This window comes from Enterovirga aerilata, from assembly GCF_013044135.1.
Lineage (GTDB): Bacteria > Pseudomonadota > Alphaproteobacteria > Rhizobiales > Beijerinckiaceae > Enterovirga > Enterovirga aerilata.
The window spans coordinates 328,678-354,971 of the sequence record NZ_JABEPP010000001.1 but is presented as its reverse complement, the minus strand read 5'-3'; the positions used below and the strand labels follow the sequence as shown (position 1 = coordinate 354,971).

At 70.2% G+C, this 26,294-nt stretch carries 29 protein-coding genes and 1 tRNA gene; 16 read left to right on the top strand and 14 right to left on the bottom strand.

Going from position 1 to position 26,294, the window contains the following annotated elements:
* Positions 1-60 precede the first annotated feature (60 nt).
* The 3 genes from HJG44_RS01730 to yddG all read left to right on the top strand — a co-directional run bounded on the left by HJG44_RS01730 (position 61) and on the right by yddG (position 3,045).
* Positions 61-1,239 (top strand): acetyl-CoA C-acetyltransferase, encoded by a 1,179-nt coding sequence (locus HJG44_RS01730; RefSeq protein ID WP_171216612.1) that lies wholly within the window; start codon positions 61-63, stop codon positions 1,237-1,239.
* A gap of 156 nt (positions 1,240-1,395) precedes the next feature.
* Positions 1,396-2,121: an acetoacetyl-CoA reductase gene (gene phbB, locus HJG44_RS01725; RefSeq protein WP_171216611.1), complete on the top strand. Its 726-nt coding sequence runs from the start codon at positions 1,396-1,398 to the stop codon at positions 2,119-2,121.
* A 51-nt stretch (positions 2,122-2,172) separates the two neighbouring features.
* A complete protein-coding gene (yddG, locus tag HJG44_RS01720) occupies positions 2,173-3,045 on the top strand; it encodes an aromatic amino acid exporter YddG (protein ID WP_171216610.1) in 873 nt (290 codons plus the stop codon).
* On the opposite strand, the gene HJG44_RS01715 is transcribed toward yddG, so the two are convergent.
* Genes HJG44_RS01715 through gloB form a run of 3 tightly spaced genes read right to left on the bottom strand, consistent with a single transcriptional unit; the run spans position 3,028 to position 4,998 of the window.
* Positions 3,028-3,780 carry a GNAT family N-acetyltransferase gene (locus tag HJG44_RS01715; protein WP_171216609.1) on the bottom strand — a complete coding sequence of 251 codons (753 nt, stop codon included), beginning with the start codon at positions 3,778-3,780 and terminating at the stop codon, positions 3,028-3,030. The genes yddG and HJG44_RS01715 overlap by 18 nt on opposite strands.
* On the bottom strand, positions 3,773-4,231 hold the full coding sequence (locus tag HJG44_RS01710) for a cupin domain-containing protein (RefSeq protein WP_171216608.1): 459 nt from the start codon (positions 4,229-4,231) through the stop codon (positions 3,773-3,775). Before HJG44_RS01710 ends, HJG44_RS01715 begins: the two co-directional genes overlap by 8 nt.
* The gene (gene gloB / locus HJG44_RS01705) at positions 4,228-4,998 is read right to left on the bottom strand and encodes a hydroxyacylglutathione hydrolase (protein WP_171216607.1); all 771 of its coding nucleotides are present in this window, start codon (positions 4,996-4,998) and stop codon (positions 4,228-4,230) included. The genes HJG44_RS01710 and gloB overlap by 4 nt, the downstream gene beginning before the upstream one ends.
* 99 nt (positions 4,999-5,097) lie before the next feature.
* On the opposite strand from gloB, the gene HJG44_RS01700 reads away from it, so the two are divergent.
* Positions 5,098-5,829, top strand: a complete 732-nt coding sequence (locus HJG44_RS01700) for a class I SAM-dependent methyltransferase (RefSeq protein ID WP_171216606.1) — start codon at positions 5,098-5,100, stop codon at positions 5,827-5,829.
* Between the two features lie 6 nt (positions 5,830-5,835).
* Here the strand turns inward: HJG44_RS01700 and HJG44_RS01695 are convergent, their stop codons facing one another.
* Positions 5,836-6,126 carry a hypothetical protein gene (locus HJG44_RS01695; protein ID WP_171216605.1) on the bottom strand — a complete coding sequence of 97 codons (291 nt, stop codon included), beginning with the start codon at positions 6,124-6,126 and terminating at the stop codon, positions 5,836-5,838.
* A gap of 89 nt (positions 6,127-6,215) precedes the next feature.
* Entirely contained in the window at positions 6,216-7,166 is a 951-nt protein-coding gene (locus HJG44_RS01690) for a DMT family transporter (protein ID WP_171217255.1), read from the bottom strand.
* Positions 7,167-7,392: 226 nt separating this feature from the next.
* Here HJG44_RS01690 and HJG44_RS01685 point away from each other — a divergent pair, with 226 nt between their 5' ends.
* Together HJG44_RS01685 and HJG44_RS01680 are read left to right on the top strand one after the other, a co-directional pair.
* Positions 7,393-7,572, top strand: a complete 180-nt coding sequence (locus HJG44_RS01685; RefSeq protein ID WP_171216604.1) for a Flp family type IVb pilin — start codon at positions 7,393-7,395, stop codon at positions 7,570-7,572.
* A 194-nt stretch (positions 7,573-7,766) separates the two neighbouring features.
* Positions 7,767-9,545: an SLC13 family permease gene (locus HJG44_RS01680; RefSeq protein WP_171216603.1), complete on the top strand. Its 1,779-nt coding sequence runs from the start codon at positions 7,767-7,769 to the stop codon at positions 9,543-9,545.
* Positions 9,546-9,637: 92 nt separating this feature from the next.
* On the opposite strand, the gene HJG44_RS01675 is transcribed toward HJG44_RS01680, so the two are convergent.
* Entirely contained in the window at positions 9,638-9,847 is a 210-nt protein-coding gene (locus tag HJG44_RS01675; protein ID WP_171216602.1) for a DUF2783 domain-containing protein, read from the bottom strand.
* Positions 9,847-11,520, bottom strand: a complete 1,674-nt coding sequence (locus tag HJG44_RS01670) for an FAD-dependent oxidoreductase (protein WP_171216601.1) — start codon at positions 11,518-11,520, stop codon at positions 9,847-9,849. Before HJG44_RS01670 ends, HJG44_RS01675 begins: the two co-directional genes overlap by 1 nt.
* A 209-nt stretch (positions 11,521-11,729) precedes the next feature.
* Here HJG44_RS01670 and HJG44_RS01665 point away from each other — a divergent pair, with 209 nt between their 5' ends.
* Positions 11,730-12,092 carry a DUF3307 domain-containing protein gene (locus HJG44_RS01665; protein WP_246735993.1) on the top strand — a complete coding sequence of 121 codons (363 nt, stop codon included), beginning with the start codon at positions 11,730-11,732 and terminating at the stop codon, positions 12,090-12,092.
* 15 nt (positions 12,093-12,107) lie between these two features.
* Here HJG44_RS01665 and HJG44_RS01660 read toward each other — a convergent pair whose 3' ends face one another.
* The 4 genes from HJG44_RS01660 to HJG44_RS01645 all read right to left on the bottom strand — a co-directional run bounded on the left by HJG44_RS01660 (position 12,108) and on the right by HJG44_RS01645 (position 14,414).
* A complete protein-coding gene (locus HJG44_RS01660; protein WP_171216600.1) occupies positions 12,108-12,602 on the bottom strand; it encodes a hypothetical protein in 495 nt (164 codons plus the stop codon).
* A gap of 210 nt (positions 12,603-12,812) precedes the next feature.
* Positions 12,813-13,727 (bottom strand): alginate O-acetyltransferase AlgX-related protein, encoded by a 915-nt coding sequence (locus HJG44_RS01655; protein ID WP_171216599.1) that lies wholly within the window; start codon positions 13,725-13,727, stop codon positions 12,813-12,815.
* A gap of 117 nt (positions 13,728-13,844) precedes the next feature.
* A tRNA-Ala gene (locus tag HJG44_RS01650) sits at positions 13,845-13,920 on the bottom strand.
* A gap of 107 nt (positions 13,921-14,027) precedes the next feature.
* The gene (locus HJG44_RS01645) at positions 14,028-14,414 is read right to left on the bottom strand and encodes a TIGR02300 family protein (RefSeq protein ID WP_171216598.1); all 387 of its coding nucleotides are present in this window, start codon (positions 14,412-14,414) and stop codon (positions 14,028-14,030) included.
* A 111-nt stretch (positions 14,415-14,525) separates the two neighbouring features.
* On the opposite strand from HJG44_RS01645, the gene aroA reads away from it, so the two are divergent.
* From aroA to HJG44_RS01630, 3 genes are all read left to right on the top strand, one after another.
* Entirely contained in the window at positions 14,526-15,908 is a 1,383-nt protein-coding gene (aroA, locus tag HJG44_RS01640; protein ID WP_171216597.1) for a 3-phosphoshikimate 1-carboxyvinyltransferase, read from the top strand.
* On the top strand, positions 15,908-16,534 hold the full coding sequence (cmk, locus tag HJG44_RS01635) for a (d)CMP kinase (protein ID WP_171216596.1): 627 nt from the start codon (positions 15,908-15,910) through the stop codon (positions 16,532-16,534). The genes aroA and cmk overlap by 1 nt, the downstream gene beginning before the upstream one ends.
* A gap of 77 nt (positions 16,535-16,611) precedes the next feature.
* On the top strand, positions 16,612-17,430 hold the full coding sequence (locus tag HJG44_RS01630; RefSeq protein WP_171216595.1) for a DUF1194 domain-containing protein: 819 nt from the start codon (positions 16,612-16,614) through the stop codon (positions 17,428-17,430).
* Positions 17,431-17,466: 36 nt separating this feature from the next.
* Here HJG44_RS01630 and HJG44_RS01625 read toward each other — a convergent pair whose 3' ends face one another.
* Positions 17,467-17,874, bottom strand: a complete 408-nt coding sequence (locus tag HJG44_RS01625; protein ID WP_171216594.1) for a (R)-mandelonitrile lyase — start codon at positions 17,872-17,874, stop codon at positions 17,467-17,469.
* 113 nt (positions 17,875-17,987) lie between these two features.
* On the opposite strand from HJG44_RS01625, the gene maiA reads away from it, so the two are divergent.
* On the top strand, positions 17,988-18,617 hold the full coding sequence (gene maiA / locus HJG44_RS01620) for a maleylacetoacetate isomerase (RefSeq protein ID WP_171216593.1): 630 nt from the start codon (positions 17,988-17,990) through the stop codon (positions 18,615-18,617).
* Positions 18,618-18,715: 98 nt separating this feature from the next.
* Here maiA and arfB read toward each other — a convergent pair whose 3' ends face one another.
* Together arfB and ubiG are read right to left on the bottom strand one after the other, a co-directional pair.
* Complete coding sequence (gene arfB / locus HJG44_RS01615) at positions 18,716-19,138, bottom strand: alternative ribosome rescue aminoacyl-tRNA hydrolase ArfB (RefSeq protein WP_171216592.1); 423 nt, start codon at positions 19,136-19,138, stop codon at positions 18,716-18,718.
* Positions 19,135-19,899 (bottom strand): bifunctional 2-polyprenyl-6-hydroxyphenol methylase/3-demethylubiquinol 3-O-methyltransferase UbiG, encoded by a 765-nt coding sequence (ubiG, locus tag HJG44_RS01610; protein ID WP_171216591.1) that lies wholly within the window; start codon positions 19,897-19,899, stop codon positions 19,135-19,137. The genes arfB and ubiG overlap by 4 nt, the downstream gene beginning before the upstream one ends.
* A 93-nt stretch (positions 19,900-19,992) precedes the next feature.
* On the opposite strand from ubiG, the gene HJG44_RS01605 reads away from it, so the two are divergent.
* From HJG44_RS01605 to HJG44_RS01585, 5 genes are all read left to right on the top strand, one after another.
* On the top strand, positions 19,993-21,231 hold the full coding sequence (locus HJG44_RS01605) for an aspartate kinase (protein ID WP_171216590.1): 1,239 nt from the start codon (positions 19,993-19,995) through the stop codon (positions 21,229-21,231).
* Positions 21,232-21,311: 80 nt separating this feature from the next.
* Positions 21,312-23,579: a phosphoenolpyruvate--protein phosphotransferase gene (gene ptsP / locus HJG44_RS01600; RefSeq protein ID WP_171216589.1), complete on the top strand. Its 2,268-nt coding sequence runs from the start codon at positions 21,312-21,314 to the stop codon at positions 23,577-23,579.
* Positions 23,579-24,661 carry a peptide chain release factor 1 gene (prfA, locus tag HJG44_RS01595; protein ID WP_171216588.1) on the top strand — a complete coding sequence of 361 codons (1,083 nt, stop codon included), beginning with the start codon at positions 23,579-23,581 and terminating at the stop codon, positions 24,659-24,661. The genes ptsP and prfA overlap by 1 nt, the downstream gene beginning before the upstream one ends.
* Before the next feature lie 129 nt (positions 24,662-24,790).
* On the top strand, positions 24,791-25,546 hold the full coding sequence (locus HJG44_RS01590) for an ABC transporter ATP-binding protein (protein WP_171216587.1): 756 nt from the start codon (positions 24,791-24,793) through the stop codon (positions 25,544-25,546).
* Complete coding sequence (locus tag HJG44_RS01585; RefSeq protein WP_171216586.1) at positions 25,539-26,282, top strand: ABC transporter ATP-binding protein; 744 nt, start codon at positions 25,539-25,541, stop codon at positions 26,280-26,282. Before HJG44_RS01590 ends, HJG44_RS01585 begins: the two co-directional genes overlap by 8 nt.
* Positions 26,283-26,294: the final 12 nt, after the last annotated feature.

The following is a 26,294-nucleotide window of genomic DNA, read 5'->3' as shown; positions in this document are numbered from 1 at the left end:
CGGGGAGTTGATCGCCCTATCGCATCCAATTTCAGCAATCTGCCGAACCGGAGAACAGGGATGGCCCAAGCCGACATCGTGATCGTGGGAGCCGCGCGCACCCCGGTCGGGTCCTTCAACGGCGTCTTCGGCACGATGCCGGCGCACGAGCTCGGCGCGGTTGCGATCAAGGCGGCGCTCAAGCGCGCGAAGGTCGAGCCCGGCGAGGTCGACGAGGTCATCCTGGGCCAGATCCTGACCGCCGGCCAGGGCCAGAACCCGGCCCGCCAGGCCGCGATGGCCGCGGGCGTCCCGGCCGAGAAGACGGCCTGGGGCCTGAACCAGCTCTGCGGCTCAGGCCTGCGCACGATCGCCATCGGCATGCAGCAGATCGCGAACGGCGACGCCGACATCATCGTGGCCGGCGGCCAGGAATCGATGTCGATGGCGCCGCACGCCGCCCATATGCGCGGCGGCACCAAGATGGGCGACCTGAAGCTCCTCGACACGATGCTCAAGGACGGCCTCCTGGACGCCTTCCACGGCTACCACATGGGCAACACGGCCGAGAACGTCGCGCAGAAGTGGCAGCTCTCGCGCGAGGAGCAGGACCGCTTCGCGGTCGCGTCGCAGAACAAGGCGGAGGCCGCCCAGAAAGCCGGCAGGTTCAAGGACGAGATCGTCCCGGTCACCGTCAAGGGCCGCAAGGGCGACGTCGTCGTCGCGGACGACGAGTATATCCGGGCCGGCACGACCCTCGATTCCGTCGCCAAGCTCCGCCCCGCCTTCTCGAAGGACGGCACGGTCACGGCCGGGAACGCATCGGGCATCAATGACGGCGCGGCCGCCGTCGTGCTGATGGCCGCGTCCGAAGCCGAGAAGCGCGGCCTCACTCCCCTCGCCCGCATCGTGTCCTGGGCGACCGCCGGCGTCGATCCGGCCATCATGGGCACGGGCCCGATCCCGTCATCGCGGCGCGCGCTCGAAAAGGCGGGCTGGAAGGTTCAGGATCTCGACCTCGTGGAGGCCAACGAGGCCTTCGCGGCCCAGGCCTGCGCCGTCAACAAGGACATGGGCTGGAACCCTGACATCGTGAACGTCAATGGCGGAGCCATCGCCATCGGCCATCCGATCGGCGCTTCCGGCGCCCGCGTCTTCGTCACGCTGCTGCATGAGATGGGCAAGCGCGACGCCAAGCGCGGCCTCGCCACCCTCTGCATCGGCGGCGGCATGGGCGTTGCGATGTGCGTGGAGCGCTGACCTCCCTCGGGCGGGATGAAGCGGCCGAAAGTCGAACCCACATAGAGGATCGACGCCCGGCTCTGCCGCGTTAACATTGGTGAACGGCCCGGCAACGCCGGGCCGTTCCGCTTTCGGGCCGAAGAGCCGGGGCGGCAGCAAGAGGGAGTGAAACGCATGGCACGTGTGGCATTGGTGACGGGCGGGACGCGCGGCATCGGCGAGGCGATCTCGAAGGCGCTCAAGGCCGCCGGCTACACGGTGGCCGCGAACTATGCCGGCAACGACGAGGCGGCCTCCGCCTTCACCTCGGCCACCGGGATCAAGACCTACAAATGGGACGTGTCGGATTTCGACGCCTGCGCGGCCGGCATCGCCAAGGTCGAGGCGGAGGTCGGGCCGGTCGACGTCCTGGTCAACAATGCGGGCATCACGCGCGACGGCATGTTCCACCGCATGACCAAGGATCAGTGGTACGCCGTCATCAACACGAACCTGAACTCGCTCTTCAACATGACCCGCCCGGTCTGGGAGGGCATGCGGACACGCAAGTGGGGCCGCGTGATCTGCATCTCTTCCATCAACGGCCAGAAGGGGCAGATGGGCCAGGCGAACTACTCGGCCGCGAAGGCCGGCGACATCGGCTTCGTGAAGGCGCTGGCCCAGGAAGGCGCGCGGGCCGGCATCACCGTGAACGCCATCTGCCCGGGCTACATCGCGACCGAGATGGTGAAGGCGATCGACCCGGCGGTCGTGGAGAAGAACATCCTGCCTGGCATCCCGGTCGGCCGGCTCGGCGAGCCCGAGGAGATCGCCCGCGCGGTCGTGTTCCTGGCGAGCGAGGATGCCGGCTTCATCACCGGCTCGACGCTCTCCATCAACGGCGGCCAATACATGGTCTGAGCCGTCCCGGCCAGCTTGACCGGGTAGCGGAAGGCTCGCTACGGCGCGGGCATGTCGTCCCGCGCCGCAACGCTCACCGGCTTCGGCGCGGCGGCGCTCTGGGCGCTGCTCGCGCTCTTCACCGCCGCGACCGGGCCCGTCCCGCCGTTCCAGCTCCTCGCGATGACCTTTGCGATCGGGGGCGGGCTCGGCGTGCTCTCGTGGCCGTTCCGCCCGGGCGCGGCGGCCTCCCTCGTGCAGAAGCCGGCCGTGTGGGCCCTCGGGGTAGCCGGGCTCTTCGGCTACCATGCACTCTATTTCGCGGCCCTGAAGCTCGCGCCGCCGGCCGAATCGGGCCTCATCAACTACCTCTGGCCGCTCCTGATCGTCCTCTTCTCCTCCTTTCTCCCCGGGGAGCGGCTGCGGGCGCAGCATGTCGCGGGCGCACTTCTCGGCTTCGCGGGCGTGGTCGTCCTGGTCGCGGGCCGCGGCGCGCTCGAGATCAGGCCGGAATACTGGGCGGGCTATCTCTGCGCCTTCGCTTGCGCCTTCGTGTGGGCCGGCTACTCGGTCCTGTCGCGGCGCGTGGCGGCCGTGCCGACGGACGCGGTCACGGGCTTCTGCCTCGCGACCGCCGCGCTCGGGTTCCTATGCCATCTCCTGTTCGAGCGGACGGTGTGGCCGCAAGCCGGCCTGCAATGGGCGGCCGTGATCGCGAACGGCCTCGGGCCGGTCGGCGCCGCCTTCTACCTGTGGGACATCGGCATGAAGCGCGGCGACATCCGGCTTCTCGGGATCGGCTCCTATGCGATCCCGGTCGTGTCCACGGGCATCCTGATCCTGGCCGGCTTCGCCGAGCCGACCTGGTCGCTGGCGCTGGCCTGCGCGCTTATCGCGTCCGGCGCGGTCGTCGCCACGATGCCGGCCTCATGGCGGCGCCGGTAGGACGCGGTGCGCGTAGCGGTAGGCGGTGGTGAAGCCGAGCGAGGCGTAGAGGCTCCCGGCAACCTCGTTCGCTTCCCGCATCTGCAGATAGGCCTGCGCAGCGCCCGCGTCGCGGCCCCAGGCCATGAGCGAAACGACCAACCTCCGGCCGAGGCCCAGCCCGCGCAGGTTCGGCGCCACGACGATGTCGTAGAGCCCGACATAGCCGCGCTCGCAGACCGCGAGGCCCCAGCCTGCATCCTCCCCGTCGAGCGACAGGGTCGCGAAGGCGGCCGGCTGACGGATGGCGCGGACGATGCGCCCGAGCCGGTCGGCATTCGCCTTCTCCCCGCCATAGGCCGCGGCTGCGGCCCCAATCCAGGCGGCTTTGGGCGCCGGCCGGATGACGACGGAGGGATCGACGGCGAGCTCGGGCCCGAGCGGTGCGACGAGGCAGAGCGAGGGATCGAAGTCGACGAGCCCGCGGGCGGCGAGCACCTCCTCGCAGCGGCGGTCCTCGACCCCCGTGAGGCGGAAGCAGGGCGCGACCGCCCGCTCCTCGAACGACCGCAGCACATGGTCGATCAGCGCCGGATCCACCGCCGCCCCGGGCACGAGCGGGGTCGCCGCGTTGGCGCGCTTGGAATAGCCCTCGGCGAAGCGCAGAATCCAGCCCTCGACCACCTCGATCTCGAAAGCGGGCCAGGCGTTGATCAGCCGCTCCTCCAGGGCGCGAATGAGAGCGAGGTCAGCCATGCCCGGACGCTGCCCTCGGCACCGGGCGCCAGCCGAGCGGGGCCATCTCGAACCCCTCGAAGCGAAAGCCGGGCGCGACCGTGCAGCCGACGAGCGTCCAGGCGCCGAGGCTCGTCGCGCTTTGCCAGGAGCCTGCCGCGACCGTGATCTGCGGGCGCTGGCCCGCGGCGAGCTCCGGCCCGAGACGGCGCGCCTCCGCGTCGTGGCCGTCCGGCGAGACGGTGAGGACAAGCGGGGCGCCCGCGTAGTAGTGCCAGGTCTCGGCGGCGTCGACGCGGTGCCATTCCGAGGTCTCGCCGGCCGCCAGAAGATAGTAGATCGCGGTCGAGGCGGACCGGCCTGCGATCTCGCGCGGATCGCGGAAGGTCTCGCGGAAATGCCCGCCCTCAGGATGGGGCGCGAGATCGAGGAGACGGATCACGGCCTCGGCGGACAGGCCGCCCACGCTCATCGGAACCGGTTCTTCCACTCGCGCAGGGCGGCGAAGACCTCGTTCGGAGGGGCGCCCGCCTTGTCCACCGACCTGGCCAGCGCCGGCTCGCCGGCCCGCAGGAACGGGTTCGTCGCCTTCTCCTCGCCGATCGTCGACGGAACCAGGAAGCGGCCCTGCTCCGCGGCGCGCTTCGCCTCCTCGGCGCGGCTCTTCAGGGCGGCATTGTCCGGATCGGCCGCGAGCGCGAATTTCGCGTTGGACAGCACGTAATCGTGCCCGGAATAGACGCGCGTGTCGTCCGGCAGCGCGGCGAAGCGCTCGAGCGACCGCCACATCTCGTCCATGGTCGATTCCATCACGCGGCCGCAGCCCAGCGTGAAGATCGTGTCGCCGGCGAAGACCGCCTTCTCGGCCGAGAACCAGTACGCGATATGATCCCGGCAATGGCCCGGCGTGTCCCACACCTCGGCCGACAGGTCGCCGACGGCCACCCGGTCGCCCTCCCCCGCGCTCTGGTCGATGCCGGGCACCTCGGAGGCGGCCTTCCTGGGCGCCACAACCCGGCAGTTGAACCGCGCCTTCAGGCCCGGAATGCCCTGGACGTGATCGGCGTGGCGATGCGTGACCAGGATGTGGCTGAGCTTCCAGCCCTTCTCGTCCAGCGCATTCGCGACCGCGGCCTCCTCGGGAGCGTCGACCGACGCGCAGGCGCCCGTCGCGGGATCGTGGATGAGCACCCCGATATTGTCCTCAAGGCAGCGGAAGACATGGATGTCGGCCGGCATCGGAATAATCTCGCGTGAACGGGCGATCGGCTATCACGGCCCGGGACACGATGGAACCTCGGCCGTGGACGACCGGAGCGGCCGGGAGCGGAGGCGGGATTGAGCGTGGACGTAACCGATCTGCGCGCCTTCTATGCGGGCCCGCTCGGCTCTGTGACGAAGCGGCTCGTCGGCCGCGCGATCGCGCAGGCCTGGAGCGACCTGCGCGGCCTGAGCGTGCTCGGGCTCGGCTATGCGACCCCGTTCCTTGCCGAGATGGAGGAGGCCGGCCCCCGCTTCGCCTTCATGCCCGCCACCCAGGGCGTCGTGAACTGGCCCGCCTCGGGCCCCTCGTCATCCGCCCTGGTCGACCCGATGATGATGCCGCTCGCCGACGGATCGGTGGACCGCGTGCTGGTCGTCCACGCGTTGGAGACGGTCGAGAGCCCGTCCGAGCTCCTGAACGAGGTCTGGCGCGTCCTGAACCCCGGCGGCCGGATGATCCTGGTCTGCCCGAACCGCCGCGGGCTGTGGTCGCGCATGGACACCACGCCCTTCGGGCATGGCCAACCCTTCAGCCGGCGGCAGCTCCGGCACTTGATGAAGGGCGCGCTGTTCTCGCCAGAGAGCTGGGCCGAGATCCTCTACGTCCCGCCGCTGCGGAGCCGCTTCCTCCTGTCCGGGGCGGCGGCCTGGGAGCAGCTCGGGCGGAGCCTCTCGCTCCCCTTCGCGGGCCTCCACGTCGTGGAGGCGACCAAGCAGCTCCACCGCCCCATCCCGGTCTACGAGAGGCGCCGCGCGCGGCACTTCTCGCCGGTCCTCGTACCGTCGCCGGTCCCGACGCCGACCTGAAGCGGATCAGCGTTGGACATGGCGCGCCGGGCGCGCCTTTCGGGCCGGCGCGCGGCGATGGCCGTAATAGGCGCGGCGCGCCTCCGCCTCGCGCGCGGCCTGCGCCTGGTGGGCCGCGGAGGCCGCGATCGCGCCGACCGCGAGGCCGCCCACGATGCCTGCCGCGAGCGCCGCATCGCCGTAGCCGCAGCCGTAATAGCCGCACCAGGCCTGGGCCGGGCTTGTCGCGGCGACGGTCGCGCCGCCCAGGATGGCGGCGGCCGCGAAGGCGGGCAGGATCTTGGCGCGAGCGATCATGACGTGAACCCCCTTTGTCCGGCCTGCTGCGCCGGGGCGGGAGCTACTTAGGTTGCGGATGTTTCGCCCGTGATGCGCGGGGCTGGGGTTCACGTTTCCGGGCTGTTTCGCCGTTTCGCCCTCCGCCAGCGCATGCCGGTCCGGGCGATGCCCGAAGCAAGCCGCACGAGACGCCCGTCGATGGCGGCGAGCCCCGCCCCGATCAGGGCCATGCCGCCCGCCTGCCGGAGCGTGAGCGTCTCGCCCAGGATAAGGGCGCCCAGCAGCATCGCGCTCGGCGGGATGAGAAACGTGACGAGAAGCAGGTTCGTCGCCCCCGCGGTCGCGAGAATCCGGAAATAGATGACGTAGCCGAGAGCCGTGGACAGCGTCGCCAGCCCGAACACGGCGGCCCAGCTCGCCGCGCCGGGCATGCCGATGGTCCAGGGCCGTTCGATGCCGAGCGCGAGCGGCAGCAGGATGAGGGCCGAGACGCTCACCTGCCCCGCCGCCGTCTGGATCGGTGCGACCTCAAGCCCTGCGAAGCGCCGGCCCCATACACCGGCGAACGCATAGCTGAGCGCGGCGGCGAGGCACGCGGCCTGCGCTCCCGCTTCCTGCCCGATCCCAGACAGCACCGATGGCCCGACCATCACGACCACGCCCGCGAGGCCGAGCATCACGCCGGCAACCCGGGCAGCCGTCAGCCTCTCGTCGGGCAGGCAGGCATTGGCCACCAGAACGCCGAAGAGCGGCGTCGTTGCGTTCAGGATGGCGGCAGCCCCGCCCGTCAGGGTCGTCTGGGCCCAGACGAAGAGGGAGAAGGGCGCCACGTTGTTCAGCAGGCTCATGACCAGGATCGCGGACCAGGCGCGCCGGGTCTTCGGGAGCCCGCTTCCGAGGAGCGGCAGCAGGGCGTTGAGCACCAGGGCCGCGATCCCGACCCGCAGCAGGACGAGCGTGAGCGGCGGGATCTCCCGCACGGCAACGGCCACGAAGAAGAAGGAGCCGCCCCAGAGCAGCGAAAGCGAGACGAGCAGCGACCATTCCGTCGCATTCATCGCGCCGGGCAGCGTGCCGGTGTGTCGCAAGAGAGAACCCTCCCGCGCGGGTCTAGCCTGCCGGATACCCGCCGCGACCCGTTTTCTGCCGTCCTCGGTTCCACCGGCGGGATCGGGCCCCGCCGACGAGGCAAGTCATGCTGAACTTTTTAACCGCGCCTCTTAAGCGGCTCTCCACGTTTACCCGGCAGACTGGCCAAGCATACCGGCCACAAGGGAGAGACCTGTGCCTAAGCTTAAGTCGATCGCCAGCAGCTTCATCCGCAACGAGGATGGCGCGACCGCCATCGAGTATGGCCTCATCGCGGCTCTGATCGCCGTGGTGATCATCGGCGCCCTGACGACCATCGGCACGAACCTGAACACCGCCTTTAGGTCCATCGGCACCAATCTCGCCACGCGCTGACGCCGAGACGGAGCGCGGCGCGCCCGCGCTCCGCCTGCTTCCGGGCGGCATCCGCCCGGCATGGCGGTCTTTCCGCCGCCACCCGATCCGAGGCTTGGTTTCGGACGGAACCGGCCAGAGGCCGCGCACCTGGAACCGGGGCGAGAGGCCCGACTTGAGTTCGGCGGCCCGCCCGCCCCCGCCGTCCGAGCTCGATGACCACCCCACAGATCCTAGCCGTCCTCATCCTCGCCGCGATGATGGGGCTCTTCCTGTGGGGGCGGCTCCGCTACGACCTGGTCGGGGCTCTCGCACTTCTCACCGCGCTCGCGGCCGGGATCGTCAAGCCGAAGGACGCCTTTTCCGGCTTCAGCGACGACATCGTCATCATCGTGGCGAGCGCGCTCGTGGTGAGCGCCGCGGTCGGGCGCTCCGGCGTGATGGAGCGGCTTCTCCGCCACATCGCACCCTATGCCCGCACCACCCGCACGCAGATCGCCGTGCTTGTCGGCAGCGTCACGATCCTGTCCGCCATCATCAAGAACATCGGCGCCCTCGCCATGCTGATCCCGGTCGCGTTTCAGATCGCGCGCCGCAGCGGCAAGTCGCCCTCCGTGTTCCTGATGCCGATGTCCTTCGGGGCGCTGCTCGGCGGCATCATCACGCTCATCGGCACCTCGCCCAACATCATCGTGTCGCGCGTGCGCGGCGAGATGCTGGGCGAGCCCTTCACGATGTTCGACTTCGCGCCGGTGGGCCTTGGGATCGCCGCGGCGGGCGTCGCCTTCCTGGTCGTCGGCCACCGGCTGCTCCCGGCCGACCGCCGCGGCGCGGCGACGCTCGACGAGGCGCTGAACATCAAGGACTACGTGACGGAGGCCGCGGTTCCGCAGACCTCGCCGCTGGCCGGCAAGACCGTCTCCGACCTGAAGAACATGGCGGAGGGGGACGTCACCGTCACGGCCGTCGTGCGCAACAAGACCCAGAGCCTGTCGCCGCTGCCCGACGCGACGCTCCGGTCCGGCGACATCCTCCTGCTCGAGGGCGAGCCGGACGCGCTCGAGCGGGTGGTCGCCCGGGCGGACCTCGAACTCGAGGCGGAGCGGCGCTCGGTGGAGGTGGAGGATCCGAGCCACGAGGTCGGCGTGGCAGAGGCCGTCATCGGGCCGAACTCGCTGCTGATCGGGCAATCCGCCCGCCGCCTCGCCGTGCACGAACGCTTCGGCCTCAACATCCTGGCGGTCAGCCGCTCGAACAAGCGCTTCACGGAGCGCCTGCGCGACATCACGCTCCGGTCGGGCGACGTCCTCGTCCTTCAGGGCGACCTCGCTCTGGTGCCGGAGCGGATGCGGGAGCTCGGTCTGCTGCCGCTCGCCGAACGCACCCTTCAGCTCGGAAGCGCCCGGCGCGCCTGGATCACGGTCGGGATCCTGGCGGTCACGGTGACGCTGCTGGCCTTCAGCCTCGTGCCGGTGGCGGTCGCGTTCTTCGGCGCGGCCGCACTCCTCATCCTGTTCGGCGCGCTGCCGATCCGGGAGGCCTACGACGCGATCGAATGGCCGATCCTGGTGATGCTCGCGACCCTCATCCCGGTGAGCGACGCGCTCCGCACGACCGGAACCACGGACCTCTTCGCCGGGTGGCTCAGCCATGCGGCGAGCGGGCTTCCGCCTTGGGGCGCGCTCGCCCTGATCCTGGTGGCCGCGATGGCGGTCACGCCCTTCCTCAACAACGCCGCGACCGTGCTCGTCATGGCGCCGATCGCGGCCGGGTTCGCGACCGGGCTCGGCTTCAAGCCCGACGCCTTCCTCATGGCGGTCGCCATCGGGGCCGCCTGCGACTTCCTCACCCCGATCGGCCACCAGTGCAACACGCTGGTGATGGGCCCCGGCGGCTACAAGTTCGGCGACTACGCCCGCCTCGGCCTGCCGCTCTCGCTCATCGTGATCGTCGTGGGCGTGCCGCTCATCCTGGCCGTCTGGCCGCTCACGTAGCCGTCGTCGGTGCGGAGCTTGTTCCCGGCGATGCGAAGGATCGGCGGCACTGCCGCATCCGCTTCAAGGTGACACCGAGACCGGCCAAAGTGCTAGCCGGCCCGGGCCGTTTCGCGGGCGAGCCGGATGGCGGCGATCACCGCCTCCGGGTCGCGGACCTGATTGGCGAGGATCAGGACGAGGCGCGCATTCATGGCGGCGCTCTCCTCGTCCGTAAGACCTTCGTGGCCCCTGATCAGCGCCTCGTAGACGTCGTCGCCGCGGCCGGCGAAGCCCTCCGCGAGGTCGAGACCACCCGCCATCACGCAGCTGCCCGCACCGGGCGGACGCCGCCGCCCGCCCTCTCGAGCGCAAGCGCGATTCCGCCAGGATCGAAGCTTTTGAACCGCGCCGCAACATGCTGGTCGGGCCGGATCAGATAGGTCGTGCCGGGCTCCGCCGCGTAGCGCACCCGGGCCAGCCCGTCCGGATCGGCGAGGACCACGATCCCTTCCGGCGCCTGGAGGGAGCGCGGGGCGATTGCGACGAGCGGCGGCCCGAGGCACGAGGCGCGGGCGGCCATCGCGGCAAGCTCGGCCGCATCCTCCGCGAAGACGAGCAGTGCGAAGTCTCCGCCAAGGCGGTTGAGCAGCCAGCCCGGCCGCCCGGCCTCGTCCAGGATCGGCGCGTCGGGGCAGACGGTGCCCGGGGCCGGGCCGTCCCATGGAGCGGCATCCGGAGTCTGGAGAACATGTCCGGCCAGCGTGCAGGGCCGGGACAGCCGCCCGGCATTCACCAGCGCACGGGCGAAGGCGGCGCGCGGCGCGAGGTCGAGGACGGCGTCGCGGAAGAGATGCTCGACCTTCGTCTTCGGAGTCATGAAACTGGTCGTGCGCGACGAGTTCAGAATGTTCTCGTCCGCCCCATGCCGGCGCTCCCCGTCGTAGGTCGCCACGAGGCTTTCCGGGGCGCGGCCCTGGACGACGCGCGCGAGCTTCCAGCACAGATTGTCCACGTCCTGGATGCCGCCATTGCCGCCCCGCGCCCCGAAGGGGCTGACCACATGCGCGCTGTCCCCGACGAAGACGACGCGCCCATGCACGAAGCGCTCCAGCCGGGCGCAGCGGAAGGCGTAGACGGAACACCATTCGAGCTCGAAGGGAGTGCTCTCGCCCACCACCGCCCTGACGCGGGGAATCACGCGCTGGGGCTGGCGTTCGAGCACAGGATCGGCCTCCGGCCCGAGCTGGAAGTCGATGCGGAAGACGTCGTCCGGCTGGCGGTGGAGCAGGGCGCTCTGGCCGGGATGGAAGCTCGGCCGGAACCAGAAGAGGCGCTCGTTCGGAAAGGGTGCCCGCATGCGGACATCCGCGATGAGGAAGCGTTCCTCGAAGGCCTGGCCCTCGAAGGGCAGGCCGAGCATGCGCCGCAGCGCGCTGTTCGCGCCGTCGGCCGCCAGCACCCAATCCGCCTCGATCCGGTAGGAGCCGTCCGGGGTCGCGACCTCCAGCACGACCCCATCCCCGCGGGCGCTCACGCCGGTGACCTCGTTGCGCCAGCGCAGTTCCAGGAGGTCCGGGAAGTCGCGCGCCCGCTCGACGAGGTATTCCTCCACGTAGTATTGCTGGAGATTGATGAAGGCCGGCATCTTGTGCCCGCCCTCGGGCAGCAGGTCGAAGCTGTAGATCTCCTCATCGCCGCGATGAACGCGGCCACGCTGCCACGTCACGCCTTTCGCGACCATCCGGTCCCCCACGCCGAGCCGGTCGAAGATTTCGAGCGTTCGCTTCGCCCAGCAGATCGCGCGGCTTCCCACCGAGACCGTGTCGTTGTCGTCCAGCACGAGGCAGGGAATCCCGTGGATCGCGAGATCGATTGCGGCCGCGAGCCCGACCGGTCCAGCCCCCACCACCACGACGGGGCGCCTCGCACCCGGGCTCCCGCGCAGCTCCGGCGGGATGACGTATTCGTAGCGCGGCGCGGCGTAGCTTCCCATGGCGTCCCGTTATGGCTCGGGGTGGCATGCCGCATGATACACGGCCCGCGGATGCGCGCCCAAGCCGATCCGTGCGCCTGCACACAGACAGCCGCAATGCCGCTTCCGACTCTCGCTGGCGCCGGCCCTCTGGACGCGCCATAGGTCGTCGGCATGGGAGAGACGGGCGGAGCATGATGGGTGGGGCGGGCGCGTGGACGCCGCTGACGATGCTAGCCGTCCTGACCGTGGCCTTTACGGTCAAGCACTTCCTCGCCGATTTCGTGCTCCAGACCGGGTGGATCGCCATCGGGAAGGACTGCCGCGGCGACTGGTTCAAGCCGCTCGCGGCACATGTGGCGATCCATGCCGGCCTGGCGCTCGCGATCGTCCTCGTAGTGGCGCCACGCCTGTGGTGGCTCGCCGCGATAGACTTGGTCGTCCATTTCGGGGTCGACCGCGGCAAGAGCGTCGTCGGACGCTGGGGCGGCTGGACGCCCCATGATGCGCGTTACTGGTGGCTGTTCGGCTTCGACCAGCTTCTCCACCAAGTCACGAATATCGGGCTGGCCTATGCCCTCGCCGTACTCTGACCCCCTCGCCCCGGATCACGCGCTCAGGCGGTCGCGGACGAAGGTCTTCAGGTATTCGAGATCCGCTTCCGCGCTCTCGGCGCGGCCTTCCGCCGCCGCCAGCCGCTCCCCCGCCTCGCTCAGCATGCCCTGGGTCTTCTCCAGGAGCTCGGTCGAGCGGCGCTGGAGCTCCTCGGCCCGGGCCCGCTCGCGGCGGGTCTCGTCCTGCGATGCGCGCAGTCTGGCCTCGGTCTCGGAAAGCCGGGCGGCCTGGGCCGCGAGCATCGCCTCCACCTCCTTCAGCCGCGCTTCGAGCTGGGTGATCGCCTGCTCGCGGGCGCTGCTTCGCTCCGCTGCCTTCGCGATGGCCTCCAGCGTGCTCCGCAGGGCCGGCCGATCGGCAGCCTCGCGTTCGGGGAACGACTTCGCGATGGCGGTTCCAGACCGGCTGGCGCGGAGCTGCGAGGCAAGCTGACGCACGAGCGGCGTCAGGGTCTCGCCGGCGCTCGCGCTTCCGTCGTTCGGGGCCATTCGGATTCTCCTTTTCCGACTGGCTCGCCCGGTCATGGTTAATGTTGCGTTAAGAGGCGCCGAGCTGCGGCGCTCAAAAAACCCCGGCCGCATCGAATGGGCCGGGGCCAGTCTGGGAGGAACGTCCGATGAGGACCTCGGCAAAACGCCGGGATCGGGCAGAGGCTCCCGTGCGAAACTGAACTCTGGGCGGCACTTCGGTCGGAGAAGCTACGCCGTCCGGAGGCGCTCGCCGACGAACGCCTCCAGGTCGAAATCGTCTGCCGGCACTTCGGCCATGAACCGCTCCGCGATCTCGGTGACGACGATATCGGGTCGGATCCGGTCGACGAGGGTCCAGTCGACCGAGGCGGACCAGACGAAGTGCAACTCGCGGAACGTCTCGGCGAGCATGCCCGTCAACAACATCGGATAGAAGTGGGACAGCGAATCTCCGAACAGCAGCACCCGCCTGGGATCCGCCTCCGGGCCGCCCTGGGCATAGGTGATGGCGGCGCCGCGATGGAGGTCGGCGATCGTGCCGGACGCCTCCGCCCGGCTCAACAGGGCGTTGCGCCAGACGGGCGCGGCCGCGAGAGTGACGTGATGCTGCCGGCGCGTCTCGCCGACCGGCGGATCGAGCTTCACTCCGAGGTCGCCCGCGATGTCCTGCGCGATATACGGCCTGTCCTCGAGACGCCAGGAGCGGCTGGCCCCCAGCGCGGCGCAGATCGCGTCATGCGCGGCGAGGCAGCCCTCCGTGGTCCAATGCGTGTCGGTCCGGTGGTAGAGCTGCGCGCGCCCTTTCGCCTCGGCAAGTGCGCCGAGGATATCCACGAGGACCGGCTGCAGGTCCGGCCGGCGGCCCAGCCGGGCCGCATAACCGCGGGCCGGGTCGTAGCGGAGCCCGGCCGTGAACTCGGGGTACAAGGACAGCTTCTCCGGCACGACGGCGTGCCGGTAGAGGATCCCGCGGGCGCGAAAGCGCTCGGCGCGGGTCCGGATCAGCCGTGCCCAGGCATGGGCGCGCCACGCCGTGCCGATCCGCCGGCGGTACATGTCGATCGGGCGGTTGCGGCCGCCGGCCAGGAACAGCCAGCCGTCCTTGCCTACGTGAACGACAGGGATCCGGCGTCGGGGGAACATGCCGACGCCCTCAGGCCCGCCGGGTCGCCGCGGGAGCAGACGGCGCCGGTACGCATGTCCGCGCGACCCGTCCGGGTCGGGCGGGAAGGCGGATGATGGACCGGATCAACGGTCGAGTGGTGGAGCCAGGCGGGATCGAACCGCCGACCTCGTGAATGCCATTCACGCGCTCTCCCAACTGAGCTATGGCCCCAGACACGTCCGCGGCGTTGGGAAGCCGCGTCGGCGCCGCCGAAGCAGCGGCGCCTCTATATGGGCCGGCGCCGGTCAGTTCAAGACCGATCGCGGCGGCGGGAAGCCTCAGGCCTCCTCCTCGTCCTCGATATCTCCGTCGATGAGGTCTGCGACATCGTCGCCGCCCTCCTCTTCCTCCTCCAGGAAGGTGTCCTCGGCGCCGCCATCCTCCTCGAGCGCAACCTCGTCCTCGACCACGGCAGCGGCGTCCTCGCCCTCGGCGACGTCTTCGAGCGAGATCATCTCGGCGCCGGCGCCGGCCACGTCCGTCTCCTCGTCGTCCTCCTCCGGACGGGCGCGCGTTCCCGCGGCAGGCTTCAGCGCGGGCTCGAAGGCAGAGCGCGGAATGGCCTCGCCCGTATAGGGCGACACGATGGGGTCGCGGTTCAGGTCGTAGAATTTCCGGCCGGTCGTCGGACAGACGCGCTTCGTGCCGAGCTCTGGTCTAGCCACGTGCAAAGATTTCCGCTGGATGGAAGCGGCCCCGTTAGTCGCGCGGGCCAAGCGAGTCAATTCGTAACGGACGGGCGCGATTTCAAGCGCGGATGACGCGCGCGGGCCTGCATGGTAACGGGGCGCCGCCTTCTTCCGACATCGCCCAGCATCGTGTCACGGTCCCACACCGCCGCATCCCCCATCGCGTCCCGTCCCGGCTCGCCGTTGCGCGGACGGATCCGCGTTCCCGGCGACAAATCCATCTCGCACCGGGCCCTGATCTTCGGCCTCCTCGCCCGCGGCGAGACGCGGGTCGAGAACCTCCTGGAAGCGGACGACGTCCTGCGCACGGCCGAAGCGGCGCGCGCGCTCGGGGCGGGGGTGACCCGCGAGGCCGAGGGGCGCTGGCGCGTCGTCGGGGCCGGGATCGGCGGCCTTCGGGAGCCCGCCTCAGTCCTCGATTTCGGCAATGCCGGGACCGGCTCGCGCCTGATGATGGGCGTCGCCGGCTCGCATCCGATCACGGCGACCTTCGACGGTGACGCCTCGCTCCGCAAGCGGCCCATGCGCCGGATCCTCGACCCGCTCGTCCGGATGGGCGCGACCGTCGTCTCCGAAGCCCCGGGCGGGCGCGTGCCGCTGTCGCTGCGCGGACCGCGCGAGACGATCCCGATCACCTACGAGACCCCGGCTCCCTCGGCCCAGATCAAGTCGGCAGTACTCCTCGCCGGGCTCAACTCGCCCGGCATCACGACCGTCGTCGAGCGGCAGGCGACGCGCGACCATACGGAACGCATGCTGTCCCATTTCGGCGCGACCGTCTCGGTGGCCGAGGAGGACGCCGGCCGGCGGATCGCGCTCGTGGGCCAGCCGGACCTCAAGGGCACGGAGGTCGTGGTTCCGGCAGATCCGTCCTCCGCCGCCTTCCCCCTTGTGGCCGCGCTGGTGACGCCGGGCTCGGAGGTCGTCGTCGAGAACGTGATGATGAACCCGCTGCGCACCGGACTCATTACGACGCTGGTCGAGATGGGCGCCGCCATCGAGTTCATGAACCGGCGCGATATCGGCGGCGAAACCGTCGCGGATATCAGGGCGTCCTACGGGCCGCTGAAGGGGGTCGAGGTCCCGCCGGAGCGCGCCCCCTCCATGATCGACGAGTACCCCGTCCTCGCCGTCGCGGCCTCCTTCGCGGCCGGCCCGACGCTGATGCGCGGCCTCGAGGAACTTCGGGTCAAGGAATCGGACCGGCTGGCCGCGGTCGCCGCCGGTCTCGCGGCGAACGGGATCGCGGCCGAGATTTCGGGCGACGACCTCCTCGTGCACGGGACGGGCGGCAAGGTGCCGGGCGGCGGCCTCGTCGCGACCCATATGGACCATCGGATCGCGATGGCGTTCCTGGTGATGGGCCTCGCCTCGCGGGATCCCGTCACGGCCGACGATTCGGCCATGATCGCGACGAGCTTCCCCGGCTTCGCCGCCATGATGCGCGAGCTCGGGGCCGAGCTGTCCTGATGGTGATCGCCATCGACGGGCCCGCCGCCTCGGGCAAGGGAACGCTCGCCCGCCGCCTCGCGCGCCATCTCGGCCGGCCCCATCTCGATACCGGGCTCCTCTACCGGGCGGTCGCCCGCGACATGCTCGACCGCGAGGAGCCGCTCTCGGACGCGGCGCTCGCCGCGCGCGCGGCCGCGGCGCTCGATACCGCCAGGCTCGACGACCCGCGGCTGCGCAGCCGCGAGATGGGCGAGGCGGCCTCGATCGTCTCCACCTTCGCGGCCGTGCGCGAGACGCTGCTCGGCTTCCAGCGCCGCTTCGCCCGCCAGGAGGGCGGCGCGGTGCTCGACGGGCGCGACATCGGCACCGTCGTCTGTCCGGACGCGGACCTGAAGCTCTACGTCACGGCCTCTCCGGAAGAACGCGCCCGCCGTCGGCAGCGCGAGCTCGCCCAAACGGGCGAACCGTCGGATTTCGAGACGGTCCTGGCCGATATCCGTCGCCGGGACGCGCGCGATCAGGGCCGCCCCAACGCGCCGCTGCGGATGGCCGAGGACGCGGTCCTCCTGGACACGACCGCGCTCGACGCCGACGCCGCCTTCGCGGAGGCGCTTCGGATCGTCCGGACGCGACTGGACGTCTGAACCCGGTCCGGGGCTGGACCGTTGCTTGCATCGCCTATCCCGATCGCCACACTGGCGGTCGTCCTTGGGGGTGCGCGATGCGGCGCCGTCTCTTCCAGCTCGCGGGCCTGGCCCTCGCAGGGGCCGCCCTGACTTCGGGGCCGGCGCGAGCGGAGATCGAGGTCGACCTCGCGCTCGTCATCGCGGTCGACGTCTCCTTCTCGATGGACCCCGACGAACAGACGCTTCAGCGCGAGGGCTTCATCGAGGCGTTCCGTTCCCCCATCGTCCACGACGCGATCCGCCGCGGCGCCGTCGGCCGGATCGCCGTATCCTACATGGAATGGGCGGGTGCGAGCGACCAGCGGATCCTGCTTCCCTGGACGATCCTGGAAGGCGCCGACACGGCGAACGCCTTTGCGGAGGCGCTCTCGCGCAAGCCGACGCGGCGCGCCTCGCGAACCTCGATCTCGGGGGCGATCGACTATTCCGTGCGGATGCAGGACGAGAGCGGGGTCTCGGCGCTCCGCCGCGTGATCGACGTCTCGGGGGACGGGCCCAACAACCAGGGCCGGGCGGTCCTCGCCTCGCGCGCCGACGCGATCGCGCGCGGCATCACGATCAACGGCCTCCCCGTCATGCTCAAGGACGCCGGCTATTTCGACATCCAGGACCTCGATACCTACTACCGCGACTGCGTCATCGGTGGGCAGGGCGCCTTCATGGTACCGGCCAAGGACAAGGCGCAGTTCCGGGACGCGGTGAAGACCAAGATCATCATGGAGATCGCCGCGGCGCCAAGTCCCGGCTTCGCGGCTGCGGACGAGGGCGGCTCGCTCGTCCTCCTCGCCCAGGAGACGCGGCGCGCCAATTGCCTGGCCGGCGAGCAGCAATGGCGCGACCGGATGGGGAACTGAGAGCCCCGCCGGGACCGCCGCCCTCGGCCGCTCCGGTCAGGCTGTCGGCTGCACCGCGTATTGCTCGTCCGTGACCGGCTCCATCCAGGTCACGTGCTTCTCGCCATCCGTCTCGTGCATGGCGATATGAACCATGCCGTGGGTCGGCGAGGCGCCGTGCCAGTGCCGCTCGTTCGGCGGGATCCAGACCGTGTCGCCGGCCCGGATGACCTGGACGGGGCCGCCCTCCCTCTGCACATGCCCGATCCCCTGGACCACATGGAGCGTCTGGCCGAGCGGGTGTGTGTGCCAGTTCGTGCGCGCCCCGGGCTCGAAGGCAACCCGCGCCGCCCGGATCCGGGCCGGAGGCGGGGCTTCCACGATGGGGTCCTGCCACACGGTCCCGGTGAACCAGTCCGGGTTCACGCGGCGGCTCGGATGTTTCGACGGGGGGATGATGTCCATGGCGTTCCTCCGGCTGAGGCTCGTAGCTCCGGGCGGCCGGCTCGACAAGGCGCGGCCGCTCCGTCACTGAACGGGCCGGGAGCCGGGGAACCGGCCGGGAAGGTGACGGCCCGATGAAGCTCTACGGCTATTTCCGCTCGAGCGCGGCCTTCCGGGTCCGCATTGCGCTGAACCTCAAGGGCATCGCGGTCGAGCATGCCTTCCGGCATCTCCGGCGCGGGGAGCAGAGCGCGCCCGAGTATCTGGCCCTGAACCCGCAGGGTCTCGTTCCCACCCTGGTGCTGGACGACGGGACGGTGCTCACGCAGTCGCTCGCCATCATCGAATGGCTGGACGAGACCCGTCCGGAGCCGCCCCTCCTACCCGCCGACCCGGTGCGCCGCGCCAAGGTGCGGGCCTTCGCGGCGGCGATCGCCTGCGACACCCACCCGCTCCAGAACCTGCGTGTGCTCAACGAGATCCGTGCGCTCTCGGACGAGGCGAGGACGACGGCCTGGGCGCGGCACGTCAACGAGCAGGGTCTCGCGGCCTGCGAGAAGCTGGTCGCTGCCGAAAGCGGGCCGTTCTGCTTCGGCCGGGCCCCGACCCTCGCCGATATCTGCCTCGTGCCGCAGATGGCGAATGCGCGCCGCTATGGCGCCGACCTCTCCGGCTTGCCGCGGCTCGCGGAGGCGGACGCAGCCGCGATGGCCCTCCCCGCCTTCGCAGACGCCCAGCCGGCGCGGCAGCCCGACGCCGAATAGATCCGGTCGGCCGCGATGGTGTCGGTCCCCAACGGGATGACGGCAGCCGCTCGGACGGCGCGCATTCCCCCCGGCGCCCCTCCCTCTTCTTGCCAGCATCAATCCTCCAGGCGCGCCGCGCCGCGCAGCTTCTTCACGGTGGCCCGGCGGGTCTTTCCTTCGAGACGACGCACCTTCGATGACAATGTCGGCCGGGTCGGGCGGCGGGGCTTCTGGGCGACTGCCGCCTGGCGGATCAGGGCCACGAGGCGCTCCAGCGCGTCGGCGCGGTTCTGCTCGCGCGAGCGGAACCGTTGCGCCTCGATCACCACGACCCCGTCCTGCGTCATCCGTCGGCCGGCGAGCGCCGCAAGCCGATGGAACACGGCCTCCGAAAGAGCCGGCGAACGCGCCGCATCGAACCGTAGCTCGACGGCGGTCGACACCTTGTTGACGTTCTGCCCACCCGGCCCCGATGCCCGGACGAAGCTCTCGGATATCTCGGCTTCGTCCAGCACGATCGAGGGCGTGACGTGGATCATGGGCCGGCCGGCTTCTCGGCTGCCGCGAGATAGTTCACGGCCGTGTCGCGGGAGAGCGACCAGTCCCGCTCGACCGGGTTGAACACCATCCCGCGCGTCCGGAATCCCGTCAACCCGGCCGCTTCGACCGCCTCGCGCAGCTCGTCCGGGGTGACGAACTTCTCCCAGTCGTGCGTGCCTTTCGGCAGCCATTTCAGCAGGTATTCCGCGCCCAGGATCGCGAGCGCGAAGGAACGCATCGTCCGGTTGATGGTCGCGAGGAGAAGGAGCCCGCCCGGCGCCACCGCTGCTCCGCAGGCCCGGACGAAGCTCTCCACCTCCGGGACGTGCTCGACGACCTCCATGGCGATCACGAGGTCGAACCTCCCGCCTCGGGCGGCAATCTCCTCGACCGTCTCCGTCCGGTACTCGATCGCAAGTCCGCCCTCCGCCGCGTGGCGGCGCGCCGCCTCGATGTTCCGCGCGCTCGGATCGAGCCCAGTCACGGCCCCGCCGAGGCGCGCCACGGGCTCGGACAGGAGCCCGGCCCCGCAGCCGACGTCGAGCACCGACAAACCGGCAAGCGGAAAGGGCGCCTTCGGCTCCCGCCGGAAATGCCGGCAGGCCTCGTCCCGGATGAAGGACATCCGGAGCGGATTTATGCGGTGGAGCGCCCGCATGGGGCCCTTCGGGTCCCACCAGTCCCGGGCGAGGCGGTCGAAGCGGTCGACCTCGCGCCGGTCGACCGTCCCGGCTCCGGCGAATGCGCGCTGCGTTGACATGGCGCGACCATACGCGATACGCGCCCCGCGGGCGACCGGCCCGGCTCCCTCCCTCGGCATCGGCACCACGACGCTTCCTCAAGACACGATCCGATGCCACGTCTCGTCATGAAGTTCGGCGGCACCTCCGTCGCCAATGTGGAGCGCATCCGCAACGTCGCGCGCCACGTCCGGCGCGAGGTCGAGGCCGGCTACGATGTCGCGGTGGTGGTGTCCGCGATGGCCGGCAAGACGAACGAGCTCGTCGCCTGGTGCAAGGAGGCGGCGCCGATCTACGACCCGAAGGAATACGACGTCGTCGTCGCGTCGGGCGAGCAGGTCACGTCCGGCCTGCTGGCGCTGGTGCTGCAGAACGACGGGCTGCCGGCTCGCTCCTGGCAGGGCTGGCAGATCCCCATCCGCACCTCCGACCAGCATGGCGCTGCCCGCATCGCGAGCATCGACGGCTCCGGCATCCTGGACGGGTTCGAGGCGCGCCGCGAGGTCGCGGTCGTGTCCGGCTTCCAGGGCGTCCATGCCGAGACGAGCCGGATCGCGACGCTCGGCCGCGGCGGGTCGGACACGAGCGCGGTCGCGCTCGCGGCGGCTTTGGGCGCCGAGCGCTGCGACATCTACACTGACGTGGACGGCGTCTACACGACCGATCCGCGCATCGTGCCGAAGGCGCGCCGGCTCGACCGGGTGGCCTTCGAGGAAATGCTGGAAATGGCGTCGCTCGGCGCGAAGGTCCTGCAGGTGCGCTCGGTCGAGCTCGCCATGCTCTACCGGGTGCCGACCTATGTGCGCTCAAGCTTCGACGATCCCGCCGATCCGAAGCCCGGCACGCTCATCTGCGACGAGGAGGACATCGTGGAGCAGTCCGTCGTCACCGGGATCGCCTTCTCGAAGGACGAGGCCCAGATCACCCTCCGCCGCGTCGCCGACAAGCCGGGCGTAGCCGCGGCCATCTTCGGTCCGCTTGCGGACCAGAACGTCAATGTCGACATGATCATCCAGGTCGTCTCCGACGACGAGGCGACCACCGACATCACCTTCACGGTGCCGGCGGCCGATTACGAGCGTTCGCGCGCGATCCTGGAGGAGAACCGCGAGCGGATCGGCCTGAAGGACATCCAGGGCGCGACGGACGTCGTAAAGGTCTCGGCCATCGGGGTCGGGATGCGCTCGCATGCCGGCGTCGCCTCCCGCGCCTTCCGGGCCTTGGCCGAGAAGGGCATCAATATCCGGGCGATCACGACGTCCGAGATCAAGTTCTCCGTGCTCATCGACGCCGCCTACACCGAGCTTGCCGTTCGGACGCTTCACTCGCTATACGGCCTGGACAAGGCCTGATTTCATGCGGAAGCGGGCTCGGGGGCAGAGCTCGGCTATTGGGGTTTGCCTAAGCGGGTCGAAAGTCACGGGTTTCTGAGATGCGAGGTGCACCAGGCGGTCCGCGCCTGCTCCTGCGCCGCCTGCGGGAGGTCATGGCGGAGCCCGCGCCTCCGCAGGCCCGCCTCGATCGCATCGTGGTGCTCATCGCGTCCAACATGGTCTCGGAGGTCTGCTCGATCTACGTGATGCGGGCGGACAGGACGCTGGAACTCTATGCCACCGAGGGTCTGAACCGCGAGGCCGTCCACCTCACCACCATGCAGGCCGGCGAGGGCCTGGTCGGCCTGATCGCCCAGAACGCGGAGCCCCTCGCGCTCTCCGACGCGCAGTCGCACCCGGCCTTCTCCTACCGGCCGGAGACGGGCGAGGAGGTCTATCACGGGTTCCTCGGGGTCCCGATCCTGCGCGGCGGCAACACGCTCGGCGTCCTCGTCGTCCAGAATCGGACGCATCGGGTCTATGCCGAGGAGGAGGTCGAGGCGCTCCAGACGACCGCGATGGTGCTGGCGGAGATGATCGCCTCCGGCGAGCTGCAGTCTCTCGGCTCGCCCGGCGCGGAGCCGGCTGCGCGGGGCCCGGCGCAGCTGAAGGGCGTGGCGCTGGCCGACGGGCTCGGCCTCGGCTACGCCGTCCTGCACGAACCGCGGGTCGTCATCCGCGATCTCATCGCGACGGATGTCGATGCCGAGCTTGCCCGCCTCGACGAGGCGCTCGGCGAGGTGCGCTCTTCCATCGACGAGATGCTGGAGCGAGGCGACATCGCGCATGGCGGCGAGCACCGCGAGGTGCTGGAGACCTTCCGCATGTTCGCACACGACCCGGGCTGGCTCCGGCGCATGCGGGACGCGGTGAAAACCGGCATCACGGCGGAAGCGGCCGTGGAACGCGTCCAGAGCGACACGCGCGCCCGCCTGATGCGGGTCACGGAGCCCTACCTCCGCGAGCGTCTGCACGACCTGGACGATCTCGCCAACCGGCTCCTGCACAAGCTGGCCGGCCAGGAGATGGTGGCGCCGCGCGAAAACCTGCCGGACAACGCCATCATCGTGGCCCGCATGCTCGGGCCCGCCGCGCTCCTCGACTACGACCGCTCGCGCCTGCGCGGGCTCGTGCTCGAGGAGGGAGGCGAGACGAGCCACATCGCGATCGTCGCCCGCGCGCTCAACATTCCGGTCGTGAGCGAGGTCGAGGGCGCGGCCTCGATGGTCGATACGGGGGACGCCATCATCGTCGACGGCGGCGCCGGCGAAGTGCAGATCCGCCCGCCCCCGGAGGTCGAGGCGGCCTATGCCGAGAAGGCGCGGATGCGGGCGCGGCGCCAGGCCCAGTACCGCCAGCTCCGCGACCGCCCGGCCGTGACGCGCGACGGGGTCGAGATCGCGCTCCAGCTCAATGCCGGGCTCCTCGTCGACCTGCCGCATCTGCACGAGACGGGGGCGGTCGGCATCGGCCTCTTCCGAACCGAGCTGCAATTCATGATCGCCGAGCGCATGCCCTCCGCGAAGGACCAGCAGCAGCTCTATGCGGCCGTCTTCGCGGCCGCGGGGGATGCGCCGATCACCTTCCGGTCGCTCGATATCGGCGGGGACAAGCTCCTCCCCTACATGCCGCGCGTCGAGGAGGAGAACCCGGCGCTGGGCTGGCGCGCGATCCGCATCGCGCTGGACCGGCCCGCGCTCCTGCGGATCCAGGCCCGCGCCCTCCTCAAGGCCGCGGCCGGACGGCATCTGCGAATCATGTTCCCCATGGTGGCGAGCACGGCCGAGTTCGAGCGCGCGAAGCTCCTCGTCGAGGGCGAGATCAACTGGCTGAAGCGGCAGTCGAGCCCGCTTCCCGAGAGGCTCTCCCTCGGAGCCATGGTCGAGGTGCCCTCGCTGCTCTTCGAGATCGGCGAGATCGCGCAGGCGGCCGACTTCCTGTCGATCGGCTCGAACGACCTGATGCAGTTCCTGTTCGCGGCCGATCGCGGCAACAAGCTCGTCGCCAGCCGCTTCGACCCGCTGAGCCGCGCGCCGCTGCGGGCGCTCACGGCCATCGTCGAGGGCGCCGCGGAGCGGAACTGCCCGGTCACCGTCTGCGGCGAGATGGCCGGGCGGCCGCTCGAGGCGATGCTGCTGATCGGCCTCGGCTTCCGCTCGCTCTCCATGTCGGCGGCCTCCATCGGCCCGATCAAGGCCATGATCCTGGAACTCGATACCCGTCCCTTGAAGGAGCTGATCCGGCGCGAGATGGACCATGCCGGCACCTACGAGAGCCTGAGGCCCGCCCTGACGGACTTCGCCGAGCGCCACGGAATCCCGCTCTGATGCGAGCCCCGCCGGCCCAGAAGCTCGATGCCGTGCTGGCGCGGCACGCGATCGTCACCGCCACGCTGAACGGCGCGCCGGAGCCCGACCAGTTCGTCGCGCTGTCGCGCGAGCTCGCCGAACTCGACCCCGTGGTCGCGGCGATTCGCGCCTACCGGACCCGGGCGGAAGACCTCGCCGGGCTCGATGCACTCCTCGAGGATCCGGCGACCGACGCCGAGATGCGGGCGCTCGCCTTCGACGAGCGGCCGGAGGCGGTCGATGCGCTCGAGCGCGCCGCGGCCGAGCTGAACGTGCTCCTCCTGCCCAAGGACTCCGCCGACGAGAAGAGCGCGATCCTGGAGATCCGCGCCGGAACCGGCGGGGACGAGGCCGCGCTCTTCGCGGGCGACCTGTTCCGCATGTATGCCCGCTATGCCGAGCTGAAGGGTTGGCGGGTCGAGGTGATGGCCGAGAGCGAGGGCACGGCCGGCGGGCTGAAGGAGGTCGTGGCCGAGATCAAGGGGCGCGGCGTCTTCGCCCGGCTCAAGTTCGAGAGCGGCGTCCACCGCGTCCAGCGCGTGCCCGCGACCGAGGCGTCGGGGCGCATCCACACCTCCGCGGCCACCGTTGCGGTGCTGCCGGAAGCCGAGGAGGTCGACGTCGCCATCAACGACGCTGACCTGAAGATCGACACCATGCGGGCGCAGGGGGCCGGCGGCCAGCACGTCAACAAGACGGAATCAGCGGTGCGTATCACCCACATCCCGTCCGGCATCGTGGTCTTCGTCCAGGACGAGCGGTCCCAGCACAAGAACAAGGCGCGCGGCCTCGCCCTGCTGCGCTCGCGCCTGCTCGACAGGGAGAGGAGCGCGAAGGACGCCGCCCGTGCGGCCGACCGCCGGTCGCAGGTCGGCTCGGGCGACCGGTCGGAACGGATTCGGACCTACAACTTCCCGCAGGGTCGCGTGACGGACCACCGCATCAACCTCACGCTCTACAAGCTCGAGGAGGTGCTCTCGGGCGAGGCGCTCGACGAGATCGTCGACGCCCTCATCACCCAGCATCAGGCGGACCTCCTGGCTGCCGAGGGTGCCGGGTGACCGAAAATGCGGCACCTTACCCCTCACCTCCCTCGTCAGTGTTGACTTGTCCGGATTGCGTGTGGCTCATACCGGCCAAGCGACCGACGGGGAACTCGGCGCTGGGAACGCCGGGGACCAAGCATCGGAATGGCTGACGACATCATCCTGTCGACACGCGGACTCGGGCGCGACTTCAAGGGCTTCACGGCCGTCGGCGAGGTCGACCTGAAGGTGAAGCGCGGGACGATCCACGCTCTCATCGGCCCGAACGGGGCGGGCAAGACGACCTGCTTCAACCTGCTGACGAAGTTCCTGCAGCCGAGCCGCGGCTCGATCGTCTATAACGGGCGCGACATCACCAACATGAAGCCGGCCGACGTCGCCCGGCTCGGGCTTGTCCGCTCCTTCCAGATCTCGGCCGTCTTCGGACATCTCACCGTGCTCGAGAACGTGCGCATCGCGCTGCAGCGCAAGCGCGGTGATTCGTTCGATTTCTGGCGCTCCGAGCGGGTGCTCGACCAGCTGAATGGCGACGCCATGAACCTGATCGAGCAGGTCGGCCTCGCCAATTTCCGCAATCACACGGCCGTCGAGCTCTCCTACGGCCGCAAGCGCGCGCTCGAGATCGCGACCACGCTCGCGCTCGATCCGGAGATGATGCTCCTGGACGAGCCGATGGCCGGAATGGGCCACGAGGACGTCGACCGGAACTCCGACCTGATCCGGCGCGCCGCCAAGAACCGCACGATCCTCATGGTCGAGCACAATCTCTCGGTCGTAGCCTCGCTGTCCGACACGATCACGGTCCTGGCGCGCGGCAACGTGCTCGCCGAGGGCAATTACGAAACCGTCTCGAAGGACCCCCGCGTGGTGGAAGCTTATATCGGAGCCGGCCATGGCTGAGGCCGCACTTCGCGCACCCGGGGCGGCGCGAGCGAGCGCCCCGCTGCTCGGGATCAGCAATCTCGAGGCCTGGTACGGCGAGAGCCACGTCCTGCATGGGGTGACCTTCGACGTCGCTCCCGGCGAGGTCGTGACGCTGCTCGGCCGCAACGGCGCCGGCAAGACGACGACGTTGCGCTCCATCATCGGCATCATGAGCAAGCGTACCGGATCCGTGACCTTCGACGGGGTCGAGACGATCAGGATGCCGTCGCGCGCCATCGCGCGGCTCGGGATGGGCTACGTGCCCGAGGAGCGCGGCATCTTCGCCAGCCTCTCGGTCTACGAGAACCTGATGCTGCCGCCCGTCGTGAAGCCGGGCGGGCTCACGGTCGAGCAGATCTACGAGCTCTTCCCGAACCTGCGCGAGCGCTCGGGCAGCCAGGGCACGAAGCTCTCCGGCGGCGAGCAGCAGATGCTCTCCATCGGCCGCATCCTGCGCACGGGCGCGAAGCTGCTGCTCCTCGACGAGCCGACCGAGGGGCTCGCCCCCGTGATCGTCCAGCAGATCGGCCGTACCATCGAACGCCTGAAGCGGGACGGGTTCACCATCGTGCTCGTGGAGCAGAATTTCCGCTTCGCCCAGACCGTGGCGGACCGGCACTATGTCATGGAGCAGGGCAAGGTCGTCGACATGATCCCCAATGCCGAGCTCGACCGGAACATCGAGAAGCTCCACCGCTATCTCGGCGTCTAAGAACAAGAACAA